This window comes from Algoriphagus sp. AGSA1, from assembly GCF_021390545.1.
GTDB lineage: Bacteria > Bacteroidota > Bacteroidia > Cytophagales > Cyclobacteriaceae > Algoriphagus.
The window spans coordinates 169,753-194,321 of sequence record NZ_JAJUWR010000010.1 but is presented as its reverse complement, the minus strand read 5'-3'; the positions used below and the strand labels follow the sequence as shown (position 1 = coordinate 194,321).

At 42.0% G+C, this 24,569-nt stretch carries 24 protein-coding genes; 12 read left to right on the top strand and 12 right to left on the bottom strand.

What is annotated here, in order from left to right:
- Positions 1-297: 297 nt before the first annotated feature.
- Genes merA through LZF95_RS09925 form a run of 4 tightly spaced genes read right to left on the bottom strand, consistent with a single transcriptional unit; the run spans position 298 to position 3,333 of the window.
- The gene (merA, locus tag LZF95_RS09940) at positions 298-1,950 is read right to left on the bottom strand and encodes a mercury(II) reductase (RefSeq protein WP_233754838.1); all 1,653 of its coding nucleotides are present in this window, start codon (positions 1,948-1,950) and stop codon (positions 298-300) included.
- Positions 1,947-2,306 carry a heavy-metal-associated domain-containing protein gene (locus tag LZF95_RS09935; protein ID WP_233754837.1) on the bottom strand — a complete coding sequence of 120 codons (360 nt, stop codon included), beginning with the start codon at positions 2,304-2,306 and terminating at the stop codon, positions 1,947-1,949. The genes merA and LZF95_RS09935 overlap by 4 nt, the downstream gene beginning before the upstream one ends.
- Before the next feature lie 47 nt (positions 2,307-2,353).
- Entirely contained in the window at positions 2,354-2,959 is a 606-nt protein-coding gene (gene merTP / locus LZF95_RS09930) for a mercuric transport protein MerTP (RefSeq protein ID WP_111612355.1), read from the bottom strand.
- Positions 2,956-3,333, bottom strand: coding sequence for a metalloregulator ArsR/SmtB family transcription factor (locus tag LZF95_RS09925; protein WP_111612356.1), 378 nt, complete (start codon positions 3,331-3,333; stop codon positions 2,956-2,958). Before LZF95_RS09925 ends, merTP begins: the two co-directional genes overlap by 4 nt.
- Before the next feature lie 644 nt (positions 3,334-3,977).
- On the opposite strand from LZF95_RS09925, the gene LZF95_RS09920 reads away from it, so the two are divergent.
- Positions 3,978-4,286: a hypothetical protein gene (locus LZF95_RS09920; protein WP_233754836.1), complete on the top strand. Its 309-nt coding sequence runs from the start codon at positions 3,978-3,980 to the stop codon at positions 4,284-4,286.
- A gap of 496 nt (positions 4,287-4,782) precedes the next feature.
- Positions 4,783-5,049 (top strand): hypothetical protein, encoded by a 267-nt coding sequence (locus LZF95_RS09915; RefSeq protein WP_233754835.1) that lies wholly within the window; start codon positions 4,783-4,785, stop codon positions 5,047-5,049.
- Between the two features lie 433 nt (positions 5,050-5,482).
- On the opposite strand, the gene LZF95_RS09910 is transcribed toward LZF95_RS09915, so the two are convergent.
- Together LZF95_RS09910 and LZF95_RS09905 are read right to left on the bottom strand one after the other, a co-directional pair.
- Positions 5,483-5,695: a DUF4287 domain-containing protein gene (locus LZF95_RS09910; protein ID WP_233754834.1), complete on the bottom strand. Its 213-nt coding sequence runs from the start codon at positions 5,693-5,695 to the stop codon at positions 5,483-5,485.
- A gap of 91 nt (positions 5,696-5,786) precedes the next feature.
- Positions 5,787-6,134 carry a DUF4180 domain-containing protein gene (locus tag LZF95_RS09905; RefSeq protein WP_233754833.1) on the bottom strand — a complete coding sequence of 116 codons (348 nt, stop codon included), beginning with the start codon at positions 6,132-6,134 and terminating at the stop codon, positions 5,787-5,789.
- Positions 6,135-6,256: 122 nt separating this feature from the next.
- Between LZF95_RS09905 and LZF95_RS09900 the strand changes: the two genes are divergently transcribed.
- Positions 6,257-6,577 carry a hypothetical protein gene (locus tag LZF95_RS09900; protein ID WP_233754832.1) on the top strand — a complete coding sequence of 107 codons (321 nt, stop codon included), beginning with the start codon at positions 6,257-6,259 and terminating at the stop codon, positions 6,575-6,577.
- A 99-nt stretch (positions 6,578-6,676) separates the two neighbouring features.
- On the opposite strand, the gene LZF95_RS09895 is transcribed toward LZF95_RS09900, so the two are convergent.
- A complete protein-coding gene (locus tag LZF95_RS09895) occupies positions 6,677-7,240 on the bottom strand; it encodes a TetR/AcrR family transcriptional regulator (protein ID WP_233754831.1) in 564 nt (187 codons plus the stop codon).
- A gap of 77 nt (positions 7,241-7,317) precedes the next feature.
- Entirely contained in the window at positions 7,318-7,725 is a 408-nt protein-coding gene (locus tag LZF95_RS09890) for a nuclear transport factor 2 family protein (RefSeq protein ID WP_233754830.1), read from the bottom strand.
- A 308-nt stretch (positions 7,726-8,033) separates the two neighbouring features.
- Here LZF95_RS09890 and LZF95_RS09885 point away from each other — a divergent pair, with 308 nt between their 5' ends.
- From LZF95_RS09885 to LZF95_RS09865, 5 genes are all read left to right on the top strand, one after another.
- Positions 8,034-8,402, top strand: coding sequence for a hypothetical protein (locus tag LZF95_RS09885; RefSeq protein ID WP_233754829.1), 369 nt, complete (start codon positions 8,034-8,036; stop codon positions 8,400-8,402).
- A 395-nt stretch (positions 8,403-8,797) separates the two neighbouring features.
- A complete protein-coding gene (locus tag LZF95_RS09880) occupies positions 8,798-10,243 on the top strand; it encodes a dicarboxylate/amino acid:cation symporter (protein WP_233754828.1) in 1,446 nt (481 codons plus the stop codon).
- Complete coding sequence (locus tag LZF95_RS09875) at positions 10,236-10,865, top strand: DedA family protein (RefSeq protein WP_233754827.1); 630 nt, start codon at positions 10,236-10,238, stop codon at positions 10,863-10,865. The genes LZF95_RS09880 and LZF95_RS09875 overlap by 8 nt, the downstream gene beginning before the upstream one ends.
- 91 nt (positions 10,866-10,956) lie before the next feature.
- On the top strand, positions 10,957-12,228 hold the full coding sequence (locus LZF95_RS09870; protein WP_233754826.1) for a hemolysin family protein: 1,272 nt from the start codon (positions 10,957-10,959) through the stop codon (positions 12,226-12,228).
- A 163-nt stretch (positions 12,229-12,391) separates the two neighbouring features.
- Positions 12,392-13,345, top strand: coding sequence for a TerC family protein (locus tag LZF95_RS09865; RefSeq protein ID WP_233754825.1), 954 nt, complete (start codon positions 12,392-12,394; stop codon positions 13,343-13,345).
- 311 nt (positions 13,346-13,656) lie between these two features.
- Here the strand turns inward: LZF95_RS09865 and LZF95_RS09860 are convergent, their stop codons facing one another.
- Complete coding sequence (locus tag LZF95_RS09860; protein ID WP_233754824.1) at positions 13,657-15,315, bottom strand: sodium:calcium symporter; 1,659 nt, start codon at positions 15,313-15,315, stop codon at positions 13,657-13,659.
- 28 nt (positions 15,316-15,343) lie between these two features.
- Here LZF95_RS09860 and LZF95_RS09855 point away from each other — a divergent pair, with 28 nt between their 5' ends.
- The 3 genes from LZF95_RS09855 to LZF95_RS09845 all read left to right on the top strand — a co-directional run bounded on the left by LZF95_RS09855 (position 15,344) and on the right by LZF95_RS09845 (position 17,737).
- A complete protein-coding gene (locus LZF95_RS09855; protein WP_233754823.1) occupies positions 15,344-15,511 on the top strand; it encodes a hypothetical protein in 168 nt (55 codons plus the stop codon).
- Positions 15,512-16,642: 1,131 nt separating this feature from the next.
- The gene (locus LZF95_RS09850) at positions 16,643-17,218 is read left to right on the top strand and encodes a Crp/Fnr family transcriptional regulator (RefSeq protein WP_233754822.1); all 576 of its coding nucleotides are present in this window, start codon (positions 16,643-16,645) and stop codon (positions 17,216-17,218) included.
- Between the two features lie 69 nt (positions 17,219-17,287).
- Positions 17,288-17,737 (top strand): carboxymuconolactone decarboxylase family protein, encoded by a 450-nt coding sequence (locus LZF95_RS09845; protein ID WP_233754821.1) that lies wholly within the window; start codon positions 17,288-17,290, stop codon positions 17,735-17,737.
- A 101-nt stretch (positions 17,738-17,838) separates the two neighbouring features.
- Here LZF95_RS09845 and LZF95_RS09840 read toward each other — a convergent pair whose 3' ends face one another.
- Positions 17,839-18,702, bottom strand: coding sequence for a YihY/virulence factor BrkB family protein (locus LZF95_RS09840; protein ID WP_233754820.1), 864 nt, complete (start codon positions 18,700-18,702; stop codon positions 17,839-17,841).
- Positions 18,703-19,993: 1,291 nt separating this feature from the next.
- A complete protein-coding gene (locus LZF95_RS09835; protein WP_233754819.1) occupies positions 19,994-20,398 on the bottom strand; it encodes an Rrf2 family transcriptional regulator in 405 nt (134 codons plus the stop codon).
- Positions 20,399-20,782: 384 nt separating this feature from the next.
- Between LZF95_RS09835 and LZF95_RS09830 the strand changes: the two genes are divergently transcribed.
- On the top strand, positions 20,783-23,329 hold the full coding sequence (locus LZF95_RS09830; protein ID WP_233754818.1) for a TonB-dependent receptor: 2,547 nt from the start codon (positions 20,783-20,785) through the stop codon (positions 23,327-23,329).
- Positions 23,330-23,511: 182 nt separating this feature from the next.
- Here the strand turns inward: LZF95_RS09830 and LZF95_RS09825 are convergent, their stop codons facing one another.
- Entirely contained in the window at positions 23,512-24,384 is an 873-nt protein-coding gene (locus LZF95_RS09825; protein ID WP_233754817.1) for a sulfite exporter TauE/SafE family protein, read from the bottom strand.
- Between the last annotated feature and the right edge of the window lie 185 nt (positions 24,385-24,569).

The following is a 24,569-nucleotide window of genomic DNA, read 5'->3' as shown; positions in this document are numbered from 1 at the left end:
CAGTCCAACAGTTTGCCATTAGATTTGAAGGGAGATTGGTTTTGGACGTAGATTGAATTAATTATTTAGTTCCCTTCCCTTGGGGTACCCCAAGGGAAGGGAAGGACAGAGTTTAGCTAACACTCCCTAGCGAACCCTTGTAAACACTCACATCCGCATGCCTGTAACTTTGCTTTATGTTTGAGAGATTATTGAAAATTTAAAGCAGTTAGTTACAGTTTCGCCACCATTCAAATAATTGAAACACAATTCGATTCTTGAATGGCATTTATAAAGAACGTATCGAAGGATATTGATTTAGCTCGCACAGCAACTCAATTTCGTTACGTCTTTTCCGAAAGTTATCGCTGCTAATTTAATTCCTTCTCCCAAAGTCAGGTAAGGATAGAAGCTATCCGCCAGGTCTTGCACTGTTATGCCGTACTTGATAGCCATACTTAATTGCTGAATCAATTCTCCGCCTTCGGGTGCAACTACTCTTGCTCCAATCATTTTATCGGTTTCGGTATTGCGAATCAGTTTAATAAATCCCCTGGTGTCGTTTGCTGCAATGGCTCTCGGCACGTCTTTAAGCTCTAATTTTGAAACTTCAAACGGAATGCCTTTGGCTTCTGCTTGTACTTCATCTACGCCTGCGCCTGCAATTTGAGGGTTAGTAAATACCACCCAAGGTAATGAAGAATAATCTGCCTTATTGTCCGTTCCTGAGAAAGCATTTTGAACGGCAATTTTACCTTCAAATGCAGCTGTGTAGACAAAGGCAGGGGTGTTAGTTACGTCACCTGCTGCGTAAATGTTGGATAGATTGGTTTCCATTTTTTCATTCGCCGCAATGTGACCACTTTGAGTGAGTTTCAATCCAATGTTTTCTAATCCCAATTGGCTTGTATTGGCTTTCGCTCCTGTGGCAATGACTACTTTTCCTTTCTCTAGGATTTTATTAATTGAACCATCTGGACACTTGCAATGGATTATAGTATCTGTTCCGTTTTTTTCAAATTTTACAGCTCTGAAATTTGGTAAGATTTCAATGCCTTCTTTTCGCATTTGTGTTTCCAATGCTTCGCTGATGTCGGGTGTTTGTGTTCGCAATACACGATCTGTAAATTCAATGATGCGGACTTTCACACCCAGGCGGTTGTAAGCCATGGCGATTTCCAAACCTATGTATCCGGCTCCCATAATAGTCAGGCTCTCCGGTTTGTCTTCTAAATCAAAAAGCGAAACATTGGTCAGGTAGTCAATTTTGTCCAATCCTTCAATATTGGGAATGTTAGTAGAAGCTCCGGTTGCAATTAAAAATTTGATGGCTTTGTACTCCTTTCCATCCACTTCAATAGTTTTATTGTCTTTGAACTTTGCCCAACCTTTTAGTAAGGTTAGGTTCTGAAAGTCGCTCACTACGTCCATATATTTTTTCTCTTGAAGTGTGGCTACCAATTTTTTCTTGTCTTTGATGATTTGAGCGAAATCAATGTCAACGCCTTTTGGTTTGATACCATCAAAATTGGAATGGGTAGCGTGATAAGCCGTCTCGGCTGCACGAATTAGATTTTTGGAAGGTACACAACCAACGTTCACGCAAGTACCGCCAAAGTCTAATCCGCCATTTACCATAAGGGTAGTTAAACCCAAACTCTCTGCCTTTATGGCTGCCGAGAATGCAGCCGAACCACCACCGATAATGATTAAATCAAATTGATTATTTGCACTATTCCCATTTTCAGGGAGTTCACCTTTTACCCTATATTTTTTTGTTCCGTTGATGGTGCTAATGATCTCTTCTTTGCTGGTTTTAGCAGGGTCAAAAGAACATTCACATGTGGCTTTCGGATAGCTAACATTGGCTTCTTTTACCCCTTCGTTTTTCGAAAGAAGTTTTTCAATGCCAGAGGCACAATGGTCACAGGTCATGCCTGTGATGTGGAGTTTTATAGTTTCTTGTTTCATTTGGATTTCTTTTTTGGAGCTTCTTTCATAATCTCAGCTTTATAACCTGTCTTTTCAATCACTTCAATGATTGCATCCGGGGTTGTCTTTTTAGGGTTGTAGGTGATAGTTGCCAAATCCCCTGGGTATTCCACCTTGTGTTCAATAATGCCGTCCACTTCTTTTAGCGCATTGGAAATATGGTTGGAACAACCTGCACAAGTCATTCCCGTGATTTTCAGTTTTAGGGTTTTGCCTTCTTGTTGGGTTGTAGTTGTTTTTTGTACTTCATTGTCAGTCAGTTTGCAACATTGCGCATTAACATGAGTAATTCCTATCAGAAACAATGCACTCAGTACAATCAAATTCTTTTTCATTGTGTAATTATTTAATTAAATTCTTAAATACAGGAGGCAAAAAAAATCTATTTCTTACCTACCACTTTATAGCCTGTACCGTTGATGGCTTCTTCAATCTTTACCAAGCTTACCTTAGATTGGTCAAATTCTACCTTGGCTATTGATTCTTCATAGCTTGCATCTACTTTAACAATGCCCGGTAATTTGTTGACGTCATTTTCTACGTGCGAAGCACAGCCATTGCAAGTCATTCCTTTTACCTCAAAAGTTACCGTTTGTATGTCCGAAGCATTTACGATTATGACTTCCTTATTGTCGTTTGAAGGATAGAAAATGTGCGCATAGTTTGGAAAAGCAAGCATTGAGATTGCAAACACAGTTACAATACCTAATAATCCTTTCGATTGCCAAAATGAAGGTTTTTCATCTTCTTCGCAAGCACATTCAATTTCTTCGGCTGTTCTTGGTTTGAGTTTCTGATACCAGGCAATACCCAATACCAAAACAGTAATTCCGATGAGAAAAGGTCTTGCTGGTTCCATCCACGAAAATGTAGATGCCACTCCTGATGCTCCTGAAATAAGTGCTAACACTGGGGTAATGCAGCAAAGTGAAGCTGCAACTGCCGAAAGCACTCCCGCTCCGACAAGTTTGTTCGATTTTTTGTTCATACCGTTTCCTTTTCTGAGTTGTTCATGATGTGTTTAAAGAATGGTCTAAGTATAGTCAGTTGCTCTTGTTTCAAAGAGTAGAAAATGGTTTGTCCTTCTCTTCTTCCTTCAATGACGTTTCCATCTCTTAGTTTTCTAAGGTGTTGTGAAACAGCGGGAATGCTCATCCCTAAAATATCCGAAAGGTCACAGGGACAGAGTTCGTTTTCTTCTTCCAAGAGAAATAAGATTTTCAACCTTACTTCGTTTCCTGCTAATGCTAAAAGTCCACTCAGTTGTGTGAATGCCTTTTCGTTGGTTTGAAGAATTTCTCTACAATTGTCTATTTGAACCTTGTCGGCAAACACTCTTATACACGATTGATTATTTTCCATAATATCTCCCTTTTGGTTTAAGTAACGCAATAAATATAAATAGTTTTATTATTTAAGCAAATACTTAATAATCAATTGGAGTGGGGTTGATTTATGCGGTTGGTGGGTAAAAGCATGTAAACCCAGGCGAAGCCATTTATGCGAGCCTCCTACAAATTGAGCAAGGTTGGTGACTGCAAGAGCCCGAAGAATGATGGAGGCAGGCCGCTACTTTTTACGGCATAGCAGGTGTGATTTTTCTTTTGTATTATGGTCAGGAAAGCCAGGGATAGCGGTAAGATGGCAGAGTTTTTTTGTGCTAAGAGTTTAAGAAAGCCTCTTATTTCCAAAGTTCCTTTTGAAATAGCTTTTGAACTGGTCTTTGAAAGGATTTTTCTAATTAGTTCATTTTAGTTATTTCAACTACTATTTGAAACTTAAAGAGTTAAAGAAAACCATGGAAAAAGGAATCAAGTGAGCTTCAATCAACCATTTGCAAAAAACGACGAAGTTGACCCCCTGCTGACGATTTAAGTTGACCCCGGCTTGGTGATGCAAATTGACCCCCTCGGTCGGTGATTTTTTTAAGATGGAATGGTAGGCTTTTAGGAGCTGTTGGAATGGTGTACAACAACACACTTCTAATGGCCAATCGCCCCATAACTATGAACAAGATCAGACAGATTTTACGTGGCCATTTTGAAGTTCATGGTAGCAAGCAGCTCAGCAAGCTGACGGGAGTTTCCCGCAACACCATCAAGTCCTACCTGAGAAGGTTTCAGGAAACCGGGATGCTTTTCGACGAGGTAAACGAACTCTCCGATGAGGGGCTGGCCCAACTGATCCTGGGTCCTCCTTCTCCACTACATCAAAGTGACAAGCTGGAAGTACTGCTTCCCCTTTTGCCGGGAATAGTCAAACAGCTGCGCAAAAAAGGCATGACAGCCAGCGTCTCTGGGAAGATTTTGAAATAGCCTAAAACGTTAGACACTATTTGAAGGCAATTTTATTTTCTTAAATTTAGATACTCGAAATCAAGTTCATTCAAATAGCAGTTGTGTAGGCACAATTCAGAAAAAATATTCTGTGGCAAAATCAGGCAAAGACAAAAGATTAAAAAACTCGTTGCGTAAATCGTGTAGTAGGTAAAAATTTATTTTCAAAGCTACTGAATACCAACACTTTACAAGCAATGTTCGAATCCCTGCAGCTCCACCTGACGGCACAAATCCGATTTTGAAGGATTTGTGCCTTTATTTTTCGAAGACAATTCCACTTTGGGGTTTCTTTTTTTTCATAAACGCGATAGAACTCCCTTACAATAATTTGCTCACACTGACACCCGAATCCGGACAGGTAGTTATTCAAATAAAAAAGCCCACTTTCTATTCTGAGTAAGTATGCTTACCCATTCCGATAGATGGAGTGTAATTGAAATAAACTACCGGTCTTTAAAAGATGATTTACAGAATGACTGAAAGATCCGTTCCCCATTGGATATTCACGGCTTTTTTGCTTGGGGTAGTTTTAGGAGCATTTATTTTGATTTGGGCAGTAGCTGGGTTTGAGGTTTTCCAACTTCCTGTGCTGATCCTTGCATCGTTTTGTGTATATAGGTTTTCCACATGGTTACAACTGAAAAAACAAGCACTGAGGGATTTATTGAACTATTACCCAAGGTATGCAAAAAAAGGGGGACAGATTTTCGATAAGCTGTACGCTGCGTTCCTGGAGTAGCGCTTTTCGGAATTTTCTGAATCCCTTATTTCCTTGATGGCTATCAGGGCATTTTCGTTCTCAGGATATAATCCCAAAGGACGCTGGTAAACTTGTATACTTTTTTCTATATGCCCGTCAATCCAGGGCTGTTTTTATCCTTTTTTTTGATCAGCCTATATTTCAAATGAATGATCAATCCTGAAGGGGTTACATCTGCACTATCGAGGTTATGGTGTTAATCATCTTGTCAACGCAGGTTATATTTTAAGTTCAGGAGTTTAATGGTTATACCGATTTGTCCCAAATGATACAAATCGTGATGTATGATTCCCTCTACCATGGATTTCACCGAATATTCATCATGGTATTTTCAACAATTTTTCTGTTCATCGTGAGCTTGTTTCTTTTACGTGATATGAGTACTTATTGGTATGTCCGGGCAGACGATTCTTTACGCAGTTTTTCCCTTCAGAGAAGCATAGATTGCCATAGCGTGCCCGTGTCCCAGTTCAAACTCTTCTTTTAGCCAGTCGGTGATCTGGGTGGCTTTTACGGTCAATACTCCACTCTGCAAAAAACCCTTTTCTTCGGCCAATTTCTTAAAATCTTCAGGTGATTTGCCGGTTTTCTTTTGAATGTTGTCTAAGTATGCTTGAAACGACATATCGGTTTGTTTTAGGATTAGTTAGCTTTCTCTCTTTCTTTTGAAACAAAAAACCATTAAAGAAACGAATATAGTCAAAGTGACTAATTCTTTATTGGAGAACGTCATCGGTTGATGTCAGAAAGTTTATTTGATTGCCTTTGTTGCTCTCAAATATGAATGCCTTCAAGCTCTCACTTTCATATTTTGTAAAATCACCCACAATTACCAGCGGCATTTTGTATTGGGCAAACTTTTGGAGGATTTCCCCTGCAATTCCGGTTTTCAGGTCAAAAAAATCAGGAGCAATGTTTTTTTCGTGGATGACAGCTTTATCAAAACCTTGGTAATACAGGTTTCCCAATAGATCCAATCCCTCTTCAATGCCCCGAAAGATGGGGACAGCTGAAGTTACTTCGGCAATCTTGAAATTGTCTATAAGATGTGTTTCAATTTTCATTTGGTTCCACTTTTTATACGCTCTCCGCCAATGATTTTACTGCCAGCAAATTAATGATTTCCTGATAGATCTTGGCTTGCTTGCAATCATCTACCCCAAAAAGCATCCACTTTTGATCCCTTGTGCCTTACAATTGGGTTCAGGTGCCGGGCAGCAATCTTTTTCTGATAATTTCCGAACAGCGAGCTGTCAAAGTACTTTCCCCAGGTCTTACTAATGCCAATGAGCCAAAGTTCGGATGGCATGACAATGAAGTTTATGATGTCACCACTCGGACTCTTGGTGATGGACCAATGCAGTATCTGTGTGATGCCGCTGCTTCTGTTTGTCTATATGAGGATGCTTCCTTAAGCACTCCTATCGACGAGAGTGAAGGAGAGTTTAGACCTGGTAGTGGATTGACTACTATCGAAAATCAAACCAGGCAATCAATACCTCGCTGATTTTGGGATGATCAAGAGAAGCCAACAAAACGCCTTCCCCAATCATTCCTGTGGCTCTCGTAAGTATTATTTTCATTTTTTTTTCTATTCCATTACGCATCAGCGTTCAATCATTTTCCAAAACATAGAGAATGTATCCTCGATGATGCGGTGTCGTTCTTTTTTGGAGAATTGATTTGAAGAAAGGTATTGATTTACACCAAACACCTGATTACTGATCAAAGCGTACAATAAATTCACATCCGTGGCAGCAATCTGCTGCTCCTCGATAGCCAACCTAAAAAGCTGTAATACGGGCGCCGTCTGAGCAGAAATTTCATCAGCACCAATTTTTTTCAGATAGGGAGAATTGGAGAACTGCGCCAGAAACAAAAACTCGTTGGGATTACGGAGCGACCATTTGAGCGATTCCTCATAATAAGTCTTGATAACTTCCTTTGTCGATTTCACTTCTGCCAATGCTGCATTTATACTTTCTGCTGCCTGCCCCTTTAATTTCAGGTAAAGCGAAATGATCAACTCATCTTTGGTCGGGAAAAAGTAAAACAAAGTCCCATTTGCTATCCCTGCCTCTTTTGCAATTTTGCTTGTCGGTGTATCATTAAATCCTTGTGACACAAATAATTCCAATGCTGTTTGAAGTAGCTTTTCCCTTTTATCCATAAATCAAGATTAATTTTTGAAGGTACTCGAGGCATAAAAACACGTATGTCCCGACTGCATTTCTCATGTTATAACTATTACTTTACAACATCCATCAGGCCACAGAATAATTCATTGACCATAATGGTATCCAAATATTCATAAAGTCCACTGATTAAGCCATCCTTAAAGGTCAAAAGTAGCAGCACATTGTTTTCGTAAATACGACCATCCTTACGGGTTCCCCGGATATGAACATAAAGCACTGCCCGCTCATCATCTGCAGTAATAGATTGGAGGGTCATTTTCATCCCTTCCGGGAACCGTTCCGCTACGGTACCCCATAATTTCCCCTGGTTTTCCAATGATTGGTAACCTCCAAACGGCCAGGATCCTTCACCACTCAGCCAATAAACACAATCAGGGGTTTTTAATTTGCCCATTTCATCAAACTTTCCGGCCACCATTGCCTTGAAATATTTTTCTGCTATTTCTTTTATTTTCATGTTTTATAATTTAGTGACTGTTTAGTCAGTCATTGCAAATGTACATGAATTTTTTCGCCTACAAAATCTTATCGCCCCTAGTTATGATCAGTCCGTAGGTAAGCCATGCACAGATATGCATCTGCCCCAGTAAGGCATATGCGGCGAGCTGATCCAAATCTAAACTTATACCGGGTACAAGAAAAAGCTAATGCAGAAGCATCTAGGGATGCTTTGTGGAAGAACCTGATCAGGGGTTAATTAAAAAATGAATTGTATTCCAATAGGATACAAATAAATTCCATTAGATTTGTAGATAACTATTGTATATGAGGTTTTTAGGAATCTTATTCATATTTCTCAATATAGCCAGCTTCCTGAGCTCATGGGCGGGGTTTTCACCTGCCGGGTTGGAATCATCATTATATTCCACCCAAGAGAGTGGCACCTCAGAATTGTCAGCAGGGCCAAACTTTATTTTGGATGAAGCTATAGCGCTTCCCAATTACTTCTTCCCTACCAGGCCTGCAGTCCAGCGTACTCCCCATTTTTTCAAATCCAATGCGGTATCCGTTACCTATTTCTGTTTGTCGAATCTCTGTATATCCAGTGAGCACAATTACCTGAGATCAGCTTTTAGCTTTACCCCGGGCTTAACTGCCTTACTCATTATTTTCCCACACCACTATTTTACCTAGCGGGGCAAAAACCTGAAGGATTCTACTGAACAGCTAAGGCTAGAAGGAAAAACCTGCAATCCGTGGAGATTCAGCATTATGCGGAACCAGTATTACAATATACCTATCCACGCCCAGAAATATCCTTGTGCTTTTCTAAATAGTCCATCCTATATCGGTTGGTGGAAAACAATAGCGTTGTCATCCTCCCTACAGACACTGGCCCGCAAAAAAAAGCAAGCAATTAATAATCTCATTACTAAGTAATTAGCCAAAGCAGTATCCTATTGGTCCATTATCTACAATCAGAAGTGTAGTCCCACATCGTAAGGTCTTAACACCTTTGCCCAAGCCCTGCAATAATCCCAATCTCCCTATAATCTCAATAACTAACTGATTTTGTCTATACATAGCTTATGACAAATAAAAAAATGAAAGCCACCTTCTGCCTTATGGGAGTGTTGGCTTCCCAAGCTGCAATTATATTGGTGATCTATACGCCATGGACTGACTTATTATCCCCTTCATTTCTATTTATAAGTAGGTGGTTGGGAATAGCAGCAGTGATCGCCTATTGTCTCCGGAAAGCCTCGCTCACCACCTGGATCTTTGGAAGTATGCTTATTGGAATTGCCATCGGAGTGGACTTTCCAGAACTGGCCATGAATCTCAAAGTAGTCAGTCAGGTATTTCTTAAGCTAATCAAAACCGTCATCGCTCCCCTACTTTTTGGAACTCTGGTGGTGGGTATAGCAGGTCATTCCGACCTGAAACAGGTAGGGAGAATGGGCTGGAAATCGCTGTTGTATTTTGAACTGGTCACTACATTGGCATTGCTGATCGGTTTATTGGCCATCAATATCTCCCAAGCCGGAGTCGGGATAGAATTGCCTGTGGGTGAGGCGCCTATACAGGGCACGGCGAGAAGCTGGCAGGAAGTAATCTTACATATCTTCCCTGAAAACATCGCCAAATCAATAGTTGAAGGAGAGATTTTACAGATAGTCCTATTCAGCATACTCTTTGGGATTGGGCTTGCATTGGTAAAAGACGGAAAGAAGAAGCAATTGATGCTCTCTTTCACCGAAAGCCTGTCAGAGGTTATGTTCAACTTTACCCGGGTTATCATGTATTTCGCGCCTTTCGGCGTTGGGGCTGCAATTGCCTATACAGTAGGTGAAATGGGGCTCGGGATATTGATTAATTTGTTTCACCTACTGGCAACGCTGTATGTCGCCCTTGTGGCATTTCTTGTCATGGTACTGTTACCCATTGCGATTCTGCTGAAAATCCCTGTATTAAAATTCATAAAGGTTATCTCAGAACCAGTTTCGATTGCCTTTGCCACCACCAGCTCGGAGGCTGCCCTACCCAAAGCAATGGAAGCTATGGAGAAGTTTGGGGTACCCCGAAAAATTGTGGCATTTGTCATGCCGACAGGGTATAGTTTCAACCTGGACGGTACGACACTCTACCTAGCTTTGGCCTCCATATTTGTTGCCCAGGCAGCAGGAATCCAGATGGGGATAGGCGATCAGCTCTTGATGGTTCTTACCCTGATGCTGACCAGCAAGGGAGTGGCGGGGATTCCCAGGGCGTCTCTGATTATCCTGATGGGAACCGCTGCAAGCTTTAACCTCCCGATGGCTCCTATATTTTTGATATTGGCGATAGATGAATTAATGGATATGGCCAGGACATCCGTCAATGTCATCGGGAACTGCCTAGCCACTTGTGTCATTGCCAAATGGGAAGGGGAATTCGGGCTGAAGTCAGAAGATAATCTAAGTCTGTTGACCCCGGATGTAGAACGGATCAGTTCTATCCATAACGACATCGCTAAAAAACATACCCATGCATGAATTTCTTCTGTCCATGATAGAGTTGCTGAGTCCTGAGTTGATTATCAACCGGGGTGGATTGATTCTTCTGGTGGCAATAATATTTACGGAAAACGGCGTATTCTTTGGCTTCTTCCTGCCCGGAGACTCTTTGTTGTTTTTGGCAGGTATGCTCTGCGGATTACCTGTATTGGATGTAAGCATCTATACCTTGGTGACCAGCATCACCGGGGCAGCTTTTCTGGGATATGCTCTTTCCTATTTGGTTGGGTTAAAATTAGGCAAATGGTTGCTTTCACGCCCAGATTCACTGTTCTTCAAATCAAAGTATCTGAATATGGCTTCATCCTATTTTGAAAAACGACACCATAGCGCGATCATCATTGGGAGGTTTATTCCGGTGGTCCGGACATTTTTGCCCCTCTGCCTGGGTTTGATCAAATCTGATTTTAGGGTCTTCATGGTTTATAATCTGATTGGCTCCATCGTCTGGACCTGTAGTCTGGTCTTGGCCGGATATTTCCTGAAAATTATCTTTCCAGAACTGATCGATTACCTAGGCTGGATTATCATCGGCTTACTTGTCCTAACATCCATTCCATTAATCCGGGAATTTAGCAAAATCAAAAGAGATCATGTATAATGACTCGCCATAAGTATTCCATCTGATTGAATGGATTGACAGAGGTTTTTCCGAACTACTCACTTTTAACCCCCATTGAACAATAACAATCGTGGAAATCACTATTATTTTGCTTCTGATACTCCTGAATGGTGTTTTTGCCATGTCGGAGTTGGCTCTGGTCTCCTCCAGAAAATTTAAACTGGAAAATCAAAGAAAGCGGGGTGTTTCCGGCGCAAAGGCAGCTCTTGAGCTCTCCGAAAACCCGGGCAGATTTCTAAGCACTGTGCAGATTGGGATCACACTGATCGGAATTCTGCTGGGGGTTTACAGTGGCGACAACCTCACGGAGGATTTTGCGCACTGGATATCCCAGATTGACTACCTGAAACCCTATGCGCATACACTGGCAGTGGGGGCAGTTGTGCTTATGATCACCTACCTATCTATCGTACTTGGAGAACTCTTCCCAAAACGTCTCGGAATGACTTACCCTGAAGGCATCGCGGCAAAGGTATCCCGACCCATGATCCTACTATCTAAAATCACCAGTCCGTTTGTGTGGCTGCTTACTACCTCAAATGACCTTCTTTTGACATTTTTTGGGATAAGGCATAAGTCAGAGAATGCGGTCTCCGAAGAGGAAATCAAATCCATCATACGTGAGAGTGCTAAAGGAGGGGAAATCATGAATATAGAGCAGGATATTGTGCAGCGGGTATTTGAACTTGGAGACAGGAAAATCAACAGCCTCTTTACCCATCGTAGTGAACTGGTTTATTTTGACAGCACCGATGATGAAAAAACAGTCAGAGATAAAATCAACCAAAAAAAGCATTCTGCTTATCCCCTTTGCATCAATAATGACTTGGACAATATCGTAGGTCTGGTATTGGTCAAAGATCTGTTTGACAAAAGACTTTCTATCAAATTCGATTTAAAGACTATTGCCCATAAGCCTTTGTACCTGAATGAAACCATGTTTTCTTATCAGGCACTGGAACTGTTCAAAGCCCGGCAGCTTCACTATGGGATTGTGGTCGATGAATATGGTGTTACTGTGGGCATCATCACTTTGGACGATATAGTAGATGCGCTAGTCGGTGATACTTCGGAACCGGATCAGGAGGAGTTTCTGATCAAGGTCAGAGCAGACGGCACATGGCTAATAGACGGGCAGCTTCCTGTGCATGATTTCGAAAAGTTTTTTGGTACCGGAATTGATTTTAGAAATAAGAGTTTCACCACCGTAGCGGGAATAATTCTCAATAAATCGCAAACTATTCCAGAAGAAGGCAGCTACGTGGACATTGAAGGGTATAGGCTGGAAGTACTCGACAAAGACGGGCCCCGTATCGACAAAATATTGGTCACTAAGTTATGATGATTCTCATCCATTACTAGCAAGCATAAGCATTTGGATTATGGGAAATAATGCACCACAGAACCATGAATATCCTGATTACTTATCCTTGCGATCCTGTCAAAATCAAAAAAAGCTGTACGCAGCAATTATATAATCATATCAATCATTTATCATTTCCTTTATGGGCGTCTGGATAATTTTCACTCTCTGTATTTTAGTCTTTCTATTCCTTGATCTCGCGGTCATCAATAAAAAATCCCATGTAATAAAATCCAAGGAAGCAGCCATTTGGACAGCAATCTGGGTTTCTCTCGCGCTTTCATTCTCCGGTGTTATCTGGTGGTTGTTTTCAGGCAATTATATTCATAACCCCACCGGAATATCCCCGGATAAGGCTTTGCTGAAGTACATCACAGGATATTTGATCGAGTTGTCCTTGAGTGTGGACAACATTTTCGTAATCGCGGTAATTTTTAGATCATTTTCTATTCCAGAGAAATACCAGCACCGTGTGCTTTTCTGGGGGGTCTTGGGGGCTATCTTTTTCCGTGCTATGATGATAATTTTTGGCGTGGCCCTAATCAATCAATTTGAATGGATCATCTATTTCTTTGGGGCATTTCTGCTTTTCACTGCCTTTAAAATGCTGAAATCCGAGGGGGAAGATTTTAAACCCAAAGAGTCTTTTATATTTAAAAACCTGAGAAAATTGCTGCCGTTTACAGCCCATACGGAAGGGGAGAAATTTTTCATATACAGAAGGGGGATCCGAATCGCGACCCCACTGTTTATGGCCTTGGTTATCATCGAGCTTACAGATGTGCTTTTTGCCTTAGACAGCATTCCTGCTATTCTGGCTATTACAGCTGATCCTTTTATTGTATTCAGTTCAAATATTCTAGCTATCATGGGACTGAGGTCAATGTATTTTCTTATCTCCCGTATGCTGAATAAGTTTCGTTTCATTAATTATAGCCTGGTGGCTATTCTTGCCTTTGTAGGGTTGAAAATGATTTTTTCTCATCATCTTGAAATCCCAGAATGGCTTTCCTTAGCTGTGATCGGACTTTCTCTTACAGGAGGGATATTGGCCTCTATGGTGATACCGGTAGTAGAAGGTAAACTTAAAGAATAGCTGATTCGGATTGGATTTATGGCGCTTGTTTAGGTAAAGTATTCTACGGAATCTTGCCTTTCTAGAACATGCCGAAAGAGTCTCAGGTATGCCGTACCTACCTGGCGGTAAGGCAGGTTCAAGGAGACCGGGTGAAAATGCTCGCTACTTTTCCTTACCATTTAATACCCATTTCCCCTAAAGAATAGTAATATAGATCTCATCTATTATCAAACTATTTCTTGTCCGATTTCTTCAAAACCAAGTAAAAGCAATATCCAGTGGTCAATACAACCAAAAGCTGTACAGTAACAGCCAGAATCAAGGCAGAATTATTCATGGGATATTTGTTTACGTTTAGTGCCTGAATACCACACCAGAAGTGCTATAAACAGAAACAGAGTGATGAGCTGTATCCGGGCTAAGGAAGAAAAAAACATTTTGTTTGTATAAAATTCCTTATGCAAAGGATCATTTTTCATGAGAAGCTGAAGGTCTTGATGTGAAATTTTGGAAACCAAGGACCCCGGATCCAACATCCACCCTTCTCCGTTAAGCAAGCCTGCTATAGCTCCTCCCCAATCATTGCCCATGGGAGTGATCAATGCTCCCACAAGAACCAGCACCAAAAGTAAGGGAGTAATGTACTTCATAATCCATCTATATATGCCGGGAATAATGAGATCCGCCCCTCTGTTTAGTTCAGACCATGCGTTGTCGATACCAAATACCCAGGTAAACAATAACATCTCCAGCAAGGCAAAAACAACTAGACTAACTGTTCCTGCCCAATAATCATACTCATCAAAGTATCCATAGCGGTAAAACAGGATAGTGGGCAACCCCATTAGCAGCGCCAGCACCCCAAAAGACACAGCTCCTTTTACTTTTCCCCAGCCAAACTCATCTTTCATAAATCCCATCCAGGGTGTTCCCATGGCTAAAGAAGAAGTGATTCCGGCAAAGAAGAGGAGGCCAAACCAGCAAATGCCGGCAACCATACCGAAAAGCTCCCCCCACTGTATAAACAGATAAGGCATTGTCTGAAAAGCCATTCCGAATCCGGCATTGTCCAAAACCCAGTCCAGACCAAGGAATCCGGCCGCTATGGGTATAACGATCGCACTTCCGAGTACGATTTCCACCAGTTCATTGGTGAACCCCGATGTCAGGGAGTTCAATGCGATATCTTCGTTTTCTTTGAGGTAAGAAGCATAACATTGGATGGATCCCATTCCTACTGAAAGGGTGAAAAAAATCTGCCCTGCTGCCGAAAGCCATACCTTGGGATCAAGAAGCGATGTGTATTGGGGAGTCCATAGGAAATTGATGCCATCCCATGCATTCGCATCAGGAAACGTCTCTGAGGCGTAACCGGCTCCCATGCTCCACCCTTTATACGCCAATACTGTCCCAAACAAAATCAGCAATGGCATCCCTATTTTTGCAACTTTCTCTATTCCTCCCAACCCTGTGGATAAAATGTAAACGTTGATACCGAGAACGACCATATATACAATTACAGGCAAGTAAGGAATTCCAAAATCAGATCCCTCAAGATTTACATAGTGAATAAAAAACATGCTCACTTCTGACTGGGACATTGGCGTGAAGGTGCCCACCAAGGTGTGGATGACGTAAATAAAGGTCCAGGATTCTATATAAGTATAATATGCCACCACAGCCACATTGGTGAAAATCCCGAAGACTCCAATATACTTCCACCAATTGCTATTGCTCATCGAACCGAGTATATATGGAGTACTGTGATTGCCTCTCTTACCTCCAAACCTTCCTATGGACCATTCGGTAAAGAGCAACGGAATCCCCATGACCAAAAAACAGATTAGATAAGGAATAATAAATGTCCCTCCGCCATTCTGTATAGCCTGTACCGGAAACCTCAAAAAATTGCCGAGCCCCACAGCATTTCCTGCCATAGCAAGTATCAAGCCAGTTCTGGAACCCCAGGAGTCTGATGGTTTTTTCATGAAATTATAAGATAATAGATAATGATATATGTTGACAAAAACTATCGCCGCCCTGAGTAACTATTTCCTAGCAGATTGGCATTTTTGGCTTCAGGCGGTTCTATCAGGTGGAGGATCCGCTATTTATTTCATTGATTTGAAATACATAGTGACCACTCCGCTCACATTGCTCGTGGTGACTGGACAGGATTTGTAATACCCCTTCTACTCTGTAGTCACATCGCTAGTCGGGACTGGATGCAGTTTGCATACCCTAATATCTGGTTCATGCCTAAAATCTTCCTCTGGAATATTTATTGTCGTCCTGTCCTACCCTCCTATCCCTATCAATTTTCAATTGGCTTTCCTGCCTCCTCCTTAAATAGGAAATAGGAAGCGATTGGCTCTGCTATCATTTCACTATCCGATTAAGATTAAATGGGGTTCCGGGTACAAACCCGGATGGGTGTCCTACCTCATCCCTACCTTCTTCCCGATAGGCTGAGCTATCGGAAAAGGCACTTTAGGAGAGGGCGACTGTCTGCCCCAGATGGATAATGGATAAGATGTCTCAATAACTAAAAGCTGACCGAAAGAAACGGAAAAAAATGATAGAAAAACATACATGTACAGTGGATTTTTTTTGGGAAAGGGGAGAAAATATGAAAGAATAGCGGTGTTTTTTTTTGGTTAGCCATCTGAATTATACCGTTTAGTTCTCCTTTGCTTTCATCTCAGCTTCTTTATAGCAGTAGTATGGCTTAGGAGTGGCTTCATCTGGGCATTAGCAATTTTTAAATCTTTAGGACAAAACTCACAAAAAATAATATAGCTATTTCATCCGTTTATCTTTTTTTATTTATATCCGCTTTTCTGCCAGTAAAACAATAAAAGCATCATAGGATTCGGAAAACACCAGCGTCAAGGCCACTTCGGTCACCCGTCACCTGTGCTGAGCGAAGACGAAGCATCGGTCTTCCGTCCAGTAAAGCAAAGAGAATATGGTTACTGGCATCATTGCGGATAATCTCATGTTTTTTTTTAATGGTCAGATGGAATGCCCTGAATAATCATCCCCCCTATGCGAGAAGTTCTTTTCATGAATTGAAATATCGGGAAAGCCTCTAAAAAAGGGGGAGTCAGAGCAGAGACCATAAACAGGTAAGAATGGATGATAAAAATAGTAATCTGGAGTACTGCTGAATGCAAACCATACAAATAAGGCCAAATTAATTATACTGAACCTGGCCAAATGATGGAAATAATATAAAAAAAGGATACCTAATCAGTTATCTGCCTATTTTGGTATCTGATGGTTGCTTTCTAAATTTCCTAAAATCTTTTTCCCATGTCCCAAGTCCTTATCGAGCATATCCGAAACTATATCTCTTTAACACCAGTCCTTACCCTACAAATCCCGGGATACTTCGAGCGTCGGGAAGTTGGCAAAAAAGAAATTATTCTACCCGCCCACCACCTCTGTGATTACATGTTTTTTGTGGAAAGGGGTTGTATCCACGCTTTTTTCGTCGATCAGCGCGGCGTTGAAAAATCTGTTCAATTTGCCCTGGAAAATTGGTGGATCAGCGATTACCAGGCTTTTTACAAAAAGAAGGTGACCGATACAACGATCCAGGCTGTTGAAGATTCGGTAGTGTGGCGTGTTTCACGAGAGAAATACACTGCCCTGCTGAGAGATCATCCGGAGATGGAGTCCTACTTTCGCCATATGTATGAGATCGGCTATGGAGCCGTGATTACCCGGCTAAAATACCTTTTCAATTATTCCAAGGAGGAAATCTTCTACAACTTCAGTGAACAGTTCCCCTACTTTGTGCAGCGCGTGCCACAATATATCCTCGCCACCTACCTAGGGCTGACACCTGAATATCTCAGTAAACTACGGACGAAAAGACGATCTTAATCCAGTTCAAGTTTTTTCGGATTTGAGGCGAATACCTTTGGCCTATGTTTCAACAAAACCGATAAAAACATGGAAACCAGACTGCAAATCGACGAAGTAGAACCGAGAGGCTATCAATCCCTTTTCGGAATGGAGAAGTACCTCCAGCAATCCAAACTTACTTCCACTCATAAGGAACTAATCAAAATCCGGGCTTCCCAGATCAACAAATGTGCATTCTGTATAGACATGCATACTAAAGATGCTTTGAAGCAGGGTGAAAAAATCCAACGGATTCTATTGCTCAATGCCTGGAGAGAAACTGACCTTTACACTCCCGAGGAAAAAACACTTCTCCAGATCACTGAGGAAGTCACGCTGATCAGTGAAAAGGGACTGAGTGAAGAGACCTACAACCAAGCGTTGAAGGCTTTTGGAGAAAACTACCTTGCCCAGGTGATCCTGGCAATAATTGCCATCAATGCATGGAATAGGCTGTCTGTGAGCACCAACAAGCCTATTCCCGACGAATCGCTCTGACCTTGGTTGAAAAGGCTGGATTCCCCATTGCGGAAACTGGCCTTTGGCTTGCAATGGCTGAGAAGGATTAGGGTTATTAGGACTCAATTTTAACCATGGACCTACTCTCCCATAGCATGGTGTTCAATTTCGTAATTCAATTCAGCACCTAAGAGCACTATAAAAGTGCTAATAAAAAGCCACAACATAAGAAAAACAACTGTCGAAATGGATCCATAGATTTCACCTAAATTCCAGAAATTTCGGATGTAAAATGAAAATGCCCAGGAAGCCAGGAGCCACAAGGAGGTGGCTAAAATGGCACCCGGAATGACCCACATAAACCCGTGCCGCCTTCTTTTTGGCCCAAAATTATAAATCAGACCGATACTCCCCACTAAAACAATACCCATGACTAGCCATCGCAACCAACTTATAAGGCTTTCAATGTGATCGGGTAAACCTATTTTCTCAATGATTGTCGGGAACGCGACAATCAATGCGGCACTTAGAATGATTAGTAGGATAGCTCCAAAAGTAAATAATAATGTAAGCCCATTGTTCTTGATGATGCCCCTTTTGCTTTCGGTCTCATAGACAATATTTATTCCCCTAAACAAAGATTTTGTCCCAAGATTGCCAATCCAAATGCCCAGAAAAATCCCGAAAAAAGTACCCCAACCTAGAGGTTTCCCCTCAGTTTTGATAAAGTTATCCACACGGTATTGGAGGATTTCATGGGTCTGCTCTGGCATCATTGAACTGATTTTGGATACCTGTTCCTCAATTTGCTGAGGATCCATTACAAACCCATAAATGGAAATGAGCGCCATAATCGCAGGAAAAATGGCTAAAAAGCCGAAAAACCCCACTCCGGCCGAAATAATTACTACATTATTTTCGTCAGTACGTTCTTTTACTTTTATAAAAATGCTCTTCCATTCAGAGAATGATAGCTTAGAAATGGATTGAACCGTTTTGTGCATAATTCTAGCTTCGGTGAAATCATCACTCAAGATACAGAATGCTTTTTTATGCTTTTAACTAACCCCAACTATCTTTATTGACAAAGGAATAAATACTTTTCCAAATCAGTAAAAAAGTATGGTAAAACCCTTGCCTGCAAAGTATGATTAGTTGCCTTATCTGGATCGTAGGTCTAAGTTTTTCAGCCATGAGATAATAGTTAGTTATAATCGAACATATGCGCTAAACAACCAAAACCATGATCAAAATGGAAAATATGTGCGAGAATATCCAGGCCGTGATCAAAAAACTCGAAGTATGGCTGAAATGCGAAGTATTCATTAACACCGTTTAAAATAAACTCAACTTGAATAAACCGAATCAGCCATTGCATCTGGTTCCGTACATACGGGAAAAAAGCCTGAACGGAAACGTAAAAACCCAATCAGATTGGGAGTGGATCAAGACCATGCCTAGCGCATAGAAGGGCCAAGCGTAAAGAAAATGTCTCTTTGGACATTTTTAGCAAAGGAGCCAGTTTCCAGGGGAGGCAGAAAAGAAGGATGGTTCGCCGCGACGGATCAAAGTTCCATACTGGGAACATCATTTACACTTTCAGACTATGAAAAAGCTATCTTAAGGTATGCTGGACTATTACTCTAAAGCAAAGCCTCAGATTCAATGACCCGCTACCGCATTTGCTGAAAGACCCGTATGCCGATAGAGTATCGAATTTTTATATCCCTGATTTTTCATCAATAGCAGAATGGATTAACGAAATTGAATGACTGATTCTTTAAAATAAAAGTTAGGATAAACCTCTACCTATTTTTTCAGTTATAGTTTTCAGATTCGGATTCCAGCACTTTTAACCCCCTCTCAACGTCTTATCAGAAATGAAAGGAGTCTATAAATCTGACGGGATAATTTTGGTGGTTGATGTATCCTTACCGGATTCCAAGATTGAAAAGTATAATGAGAATAGTCAAATCTGTTACTTGGCCAACCACGACTTGTTCTATTCGGGGATCAAATCGCAGATTTGGCGTCCTATCCAGAAAGGAAAAAAGTTTCGTCCGGCACTGGTTCGCCATGATTTCATACTGAATGTTTTACTCCGTCTTTCAGTTATTGAGAATGTATCCGGCATTCCGACTGTTAACGTAAAATGAAGAGCAAATTGAGGTGTTTAGAATGATTTGTTCATTTGCCGGAGCATTCCAAAAACTTACCTCTTTATCACTGCAGTCATAAAAGTAGGTGGACAAAAATATTGTTTCCAGCGATATCATTTCCCCTCTAGTTCCAAAGTTACTTTAAGGTAGTGATCGGTCGCTCCAACACAGGGAGCATTTCTGATCTAACCTCATTGAACAATTTCCTAATACGGCAGGTCTCTTCGTCTTCACATTCCGCACAAGGCTCGTAATAACGCTCCGATATACAGGGGATCAAGGCTATTGGCCCATCCACTATCCTCATTATTTGGGCAATGGATATGTCTTCGGGATTCTTCCCCAGCGTATATCCTCCTTCTGCCCCGCGGACACTTTTGACCAGCTGGTGCGACTTGAGATCACGCAATATGTTCTCCAAAAACTTATAGGGGATGCGTTCTTTTTCCGAGATTAATTTGGCAGACATCGGAGCCAATTCAGGATGATCATTGATGAAAAGGATCGTCTTGATGGCGTATTTTGCTCGTTTTGATATCATATAAATTCTAAAATCGACCCAAAGTACAAAATTTTAGACCTAGCCAAAAATTCAAAGGATGACTCCAAGATGACTTAATATCCTTGAATCACCTAATGACCGAGTCGGTTGGCAATGGCCTGCAGAGCCCTATAGGAAAAATTCAAATACCCCTTTAGGACATTGACCTAATCTTTAATTTTTAGAAGGCTAATATTTTTTTGTCCAAGCCCAGCAAACAACACTATCCTAACGTGCAATAAGGATGTGAATCCAGGTTAAAAAAAACTGCATCGGCATAACAGGATTATAAAAACAAAAATTACATTTGTCTATTATTCATATCTTTTTGGTATGAATAATCTGTTTAATACGATTTATAAAATTTACCCAAACCGAAATTCCATGAAAACAAAGCTACCTTTTGCACTTTTGCTGTTGCTATGGCTGAATCAGCTGAAAGCCCAGTCAACCCTTTCCGGAGTGGTGTTAGACGAGGATAAACTTCCCCTCATTGGCGCTACAGTGAATATTAAGGGGACGGAAAAGTTTACCATCACCGATGAAAAGGGGGAATTCTCCTTGGATTCACCACCTAGGTTCCCTGTTACTCTCAAAGTGAATTTTGTAGGATTTAAAGAGTACACACATACCCTGCAGCGACTACCAGAAACGTCACTCTCCATAACTCTGGAAAATGATGCGGAATTGGCTGAGGTGCTGATCACTGCCAGAAGAAGAACCGAAGCTGTGGAGAAAGTACCCATCCCGGTTGCAGTAGTAGGAGGCCCACGGATTGCCGATGCGGGTGCATTTAATGTAAATAGGATTAAAGAACTGATCCCCACTGTTCAGCTCTACTCTTCGAATCCACGTAACACCACTCTGAACATCAGAGGTATGGGATCCACCTTCGGGTTGACCAACGACGGAATTGATCCGGGAGTTGGCTTTTATGTGGATGGAGTTTATTATGCCAGGCCTGCAGCTACTACCCTAGATTTTATAGACGTGGAGCAGATTGAAGTTCTGCGAGGACCTCAGGGCACTCTTTTCGGAAAAAACACCACAGCGGGTGCATTCAACATCACCACTAAAATCCCTGAATTTACCCCAGGAGGCAAAGTAGAGCTCAGCTATGGAAACCTGGGTTTTATCCAGGCAAAGGCATCTATTACTGGGCCGCTATCCAAATCACTCGCTGCACGACTTTCTTTTTCCGGTACGCAGAGAAACGGTACCATTGAGCATGTTAACACAGGCAAATTCATCAATGATATTAATAACCTTGGCTTCAGGGGACAGCTCTTATACAATCCATCCAGTAAGCTGGAAATAATCCTTTCAGGGGACGCCAGCTTTCAACGGCCTGACGGATATGCACAGGTTCCCGCGGGAGTAGTCACCACCGAACGCCCCGAGTTCAGACAATTCCACAATATCATCAAAGATTTTAATTATAGCCTTCCAAGTACCAACGCCTTTGACAGATTAATAGACCATGACACCCCCTGGAGATCAAAAAATGACATGGGAGGCATTTCAGTAAACATAGATTACGAACTGGGAAATGGGACATTGACTTCCACTACCGCATGGAGGTATTGGATCTGGGGACCTTCCAATGACAGGGACTTTACAGGATTACCCGTTCAAACCCATTCCCAGGCTCCTTCCAGGCATGACCAGTTTTCCAAAGAAATCCGTTACACAGGAGACTTTTCAGACAGGCTCAGTGGTGTCGCAGGTATCTACTTCCTTGGACAAAACCTGGAGACCGACCCTTTCCACTCCGAGGAAACAGGCTCATCAGCCTGGCGATTTCTACAGAACAACCAAGATCCTCTGTGGCAGACACCTGGTCTATTGGACGGGTATGGAATCCGTACCACAAGCCAGCTAAAATCAAGCAGTGCCGCGGTCTTTGGACAGCTTGACTGGTCGATCACAGAAAAATTAAGCATTCTCCCCGGGGTACGTTTCAATTACGATAAAAAAGACGTGGACTATAACCGGATCACTTATGGAGGACTCCAAACTGAGGATCCTGAACTGCTTGCCCTTAAAGCCCAGGTCTATTCTCCCCAAAGCTTTCAGATAGATGCCTCTGAACAGAATTTTTCTGGACAGGTGACACTGGCCTTTCGTCCGACAGAGAAGTTAAGCACTTATGCCACTGCATCCACAAGCTACAAGCCGCTTGGGGTTAACCTGGGTGGATTGCCTACGGAAAACGGTAAGCCTCTGACTGAACTGGCAACGGTCAAGCCAGAGTATGTTACCCATTTTGAGCTGGGTCTCAAAGCAAACCCTACTAAGGGGACAAACTTTAATGTATCAGCCTACCACACCTCAATCGAAGATTTTCAGACCTTGGTACAGACACCGGAACCTGGAGTGAACAGAGGCTATCTTTCCAATGCCGAAAAGGTACGGGTGATGGGAGTGGAAATCGACGGTAATGTCCGCCTTTCCCCGAATTTCACAATTACAGGCTCGGTTGCCTACACCGATGGAATCTATGAATCCTTTCCTAATGCCCCTGTACCGCTGGAGGAAGTCGGCGGAGAGTTTACGTTCAAGGATATTTCAGGGGAAAGACTTCCCGGCATATCCAAATGGGCAGGCTCACTTGGAGCTGAATTTACGGTCCCTACAAAATTCTTTGACCAGCAGTCCAGTTTCTTTCTGGGCGCTGACTCCTATTTCAGGTCAGAATTTTCCTCCAGCCCCTCTTCTTCAGAATTCATGAATATTCCGGGCTATGGTCTGGTCAATGCAAGAACCGGGTTCCGTAACCAAAATGGGCTGTCTGCTTTTATATGGGCAAGAAACCTGTTCAATAAAGACTATTATGAGCAATTGCTTCCCGCTTCTGGAAGTACCGGCTTGTACGCCGCTGTGCTGGGAGATCCTCTCACCTATGGCATCACGCTGAGGTATCAATTCTAAGAGAAAGACAATCGCATAATTAGGAGGTGAATTTCCCACAGATGGTTCGGTTTTCTTTTTATGATGGGCTTGTCATCTGCGAAAAATGCTTATCTCTTTATTTTTTTCCTCGTGAAGAACTCATTCCTGACAAAAAGATCCATTCGCCGGATAAAAAAACAGTGGAAACCCAGGGCTCAGGCTCAAACTAGCGCAAGATAAAAAGTCCTGATACTAAGCCCAATAATCAATACTCCTACAGCTATCATCAGGTACTTTGGCTTCACCAGTTTACAAATGTAAGCGGCAAAGGGAGCCGCAATAATTCCTCCCAGGATCAGTCCAAGTACCGGAGCAAGACTTAATTCCTTGACAAAAAACAGGAATGTTGAAGCGCTGGCCAGAGAAACAAAAAACTCCACAAAATTTCCCGTACCTATCGCATAGCGCGCTATTTTTCCTTTGCTCAAAAGCGTACTGTTGACTATAGGTCCCCATCCCCCTCCCCCAATGGCATCTGCAAAACCGCCTGTAGTAGCCAGTACCGGAAGGCTTTTACTTTCACGGTTGAATTTTGGGGAATGCTTTTTCTTTACTTTCCTAAGGATTACAATCCCCATTACCAACAGGTAAAGCGCGATAACAGGCTTGACCATATCCCCATTTACGTTTGAAAGCAAAAATGCCCCAATCACAGAACCCAATACCCCGGGTATCAAAAGCTTCTTGGCCAGATTCCAATCTACATTCCCCATTTTCCAGTGCGAAATACCGGAAGCAAGACTGGTAAACACCTGGGCAAAATGAACCCAGGCAGAAGCAGAGGCAGGAGGGATCCCTATGCCCAATAAAATTGAATTACAGCTGACCCCATAGGCCATTCCCAAAGCTCCGTCTATGCTCTGAGCGACAAACCCAACCAGCAAAAACCATAAAAACATCTCGGTGTCCAACTCCCAGCTTTTAATGGATTGGGTGAGCGTCTGAGTTACCATCAATACGAACACCATGGCCGCAAAGGCAAAAAACATTGTCCAAAACGGTTCACTCTTTAATCGGGATACTATTTTCTGCATGGTCAACAGGGTAATAACACAGTAAGGCCTCAAAGCTAATAAGTAATTACATATATCCCATATATCCAGTCGGAATTATATATTTCCATTACTGTGTCTCAATTCCTGTCCAGCCCCTTACTTATAATCACCTACATATAGCCAAATCTCCCAAATAAAAATTGGCATCATAGAAATCCATAATG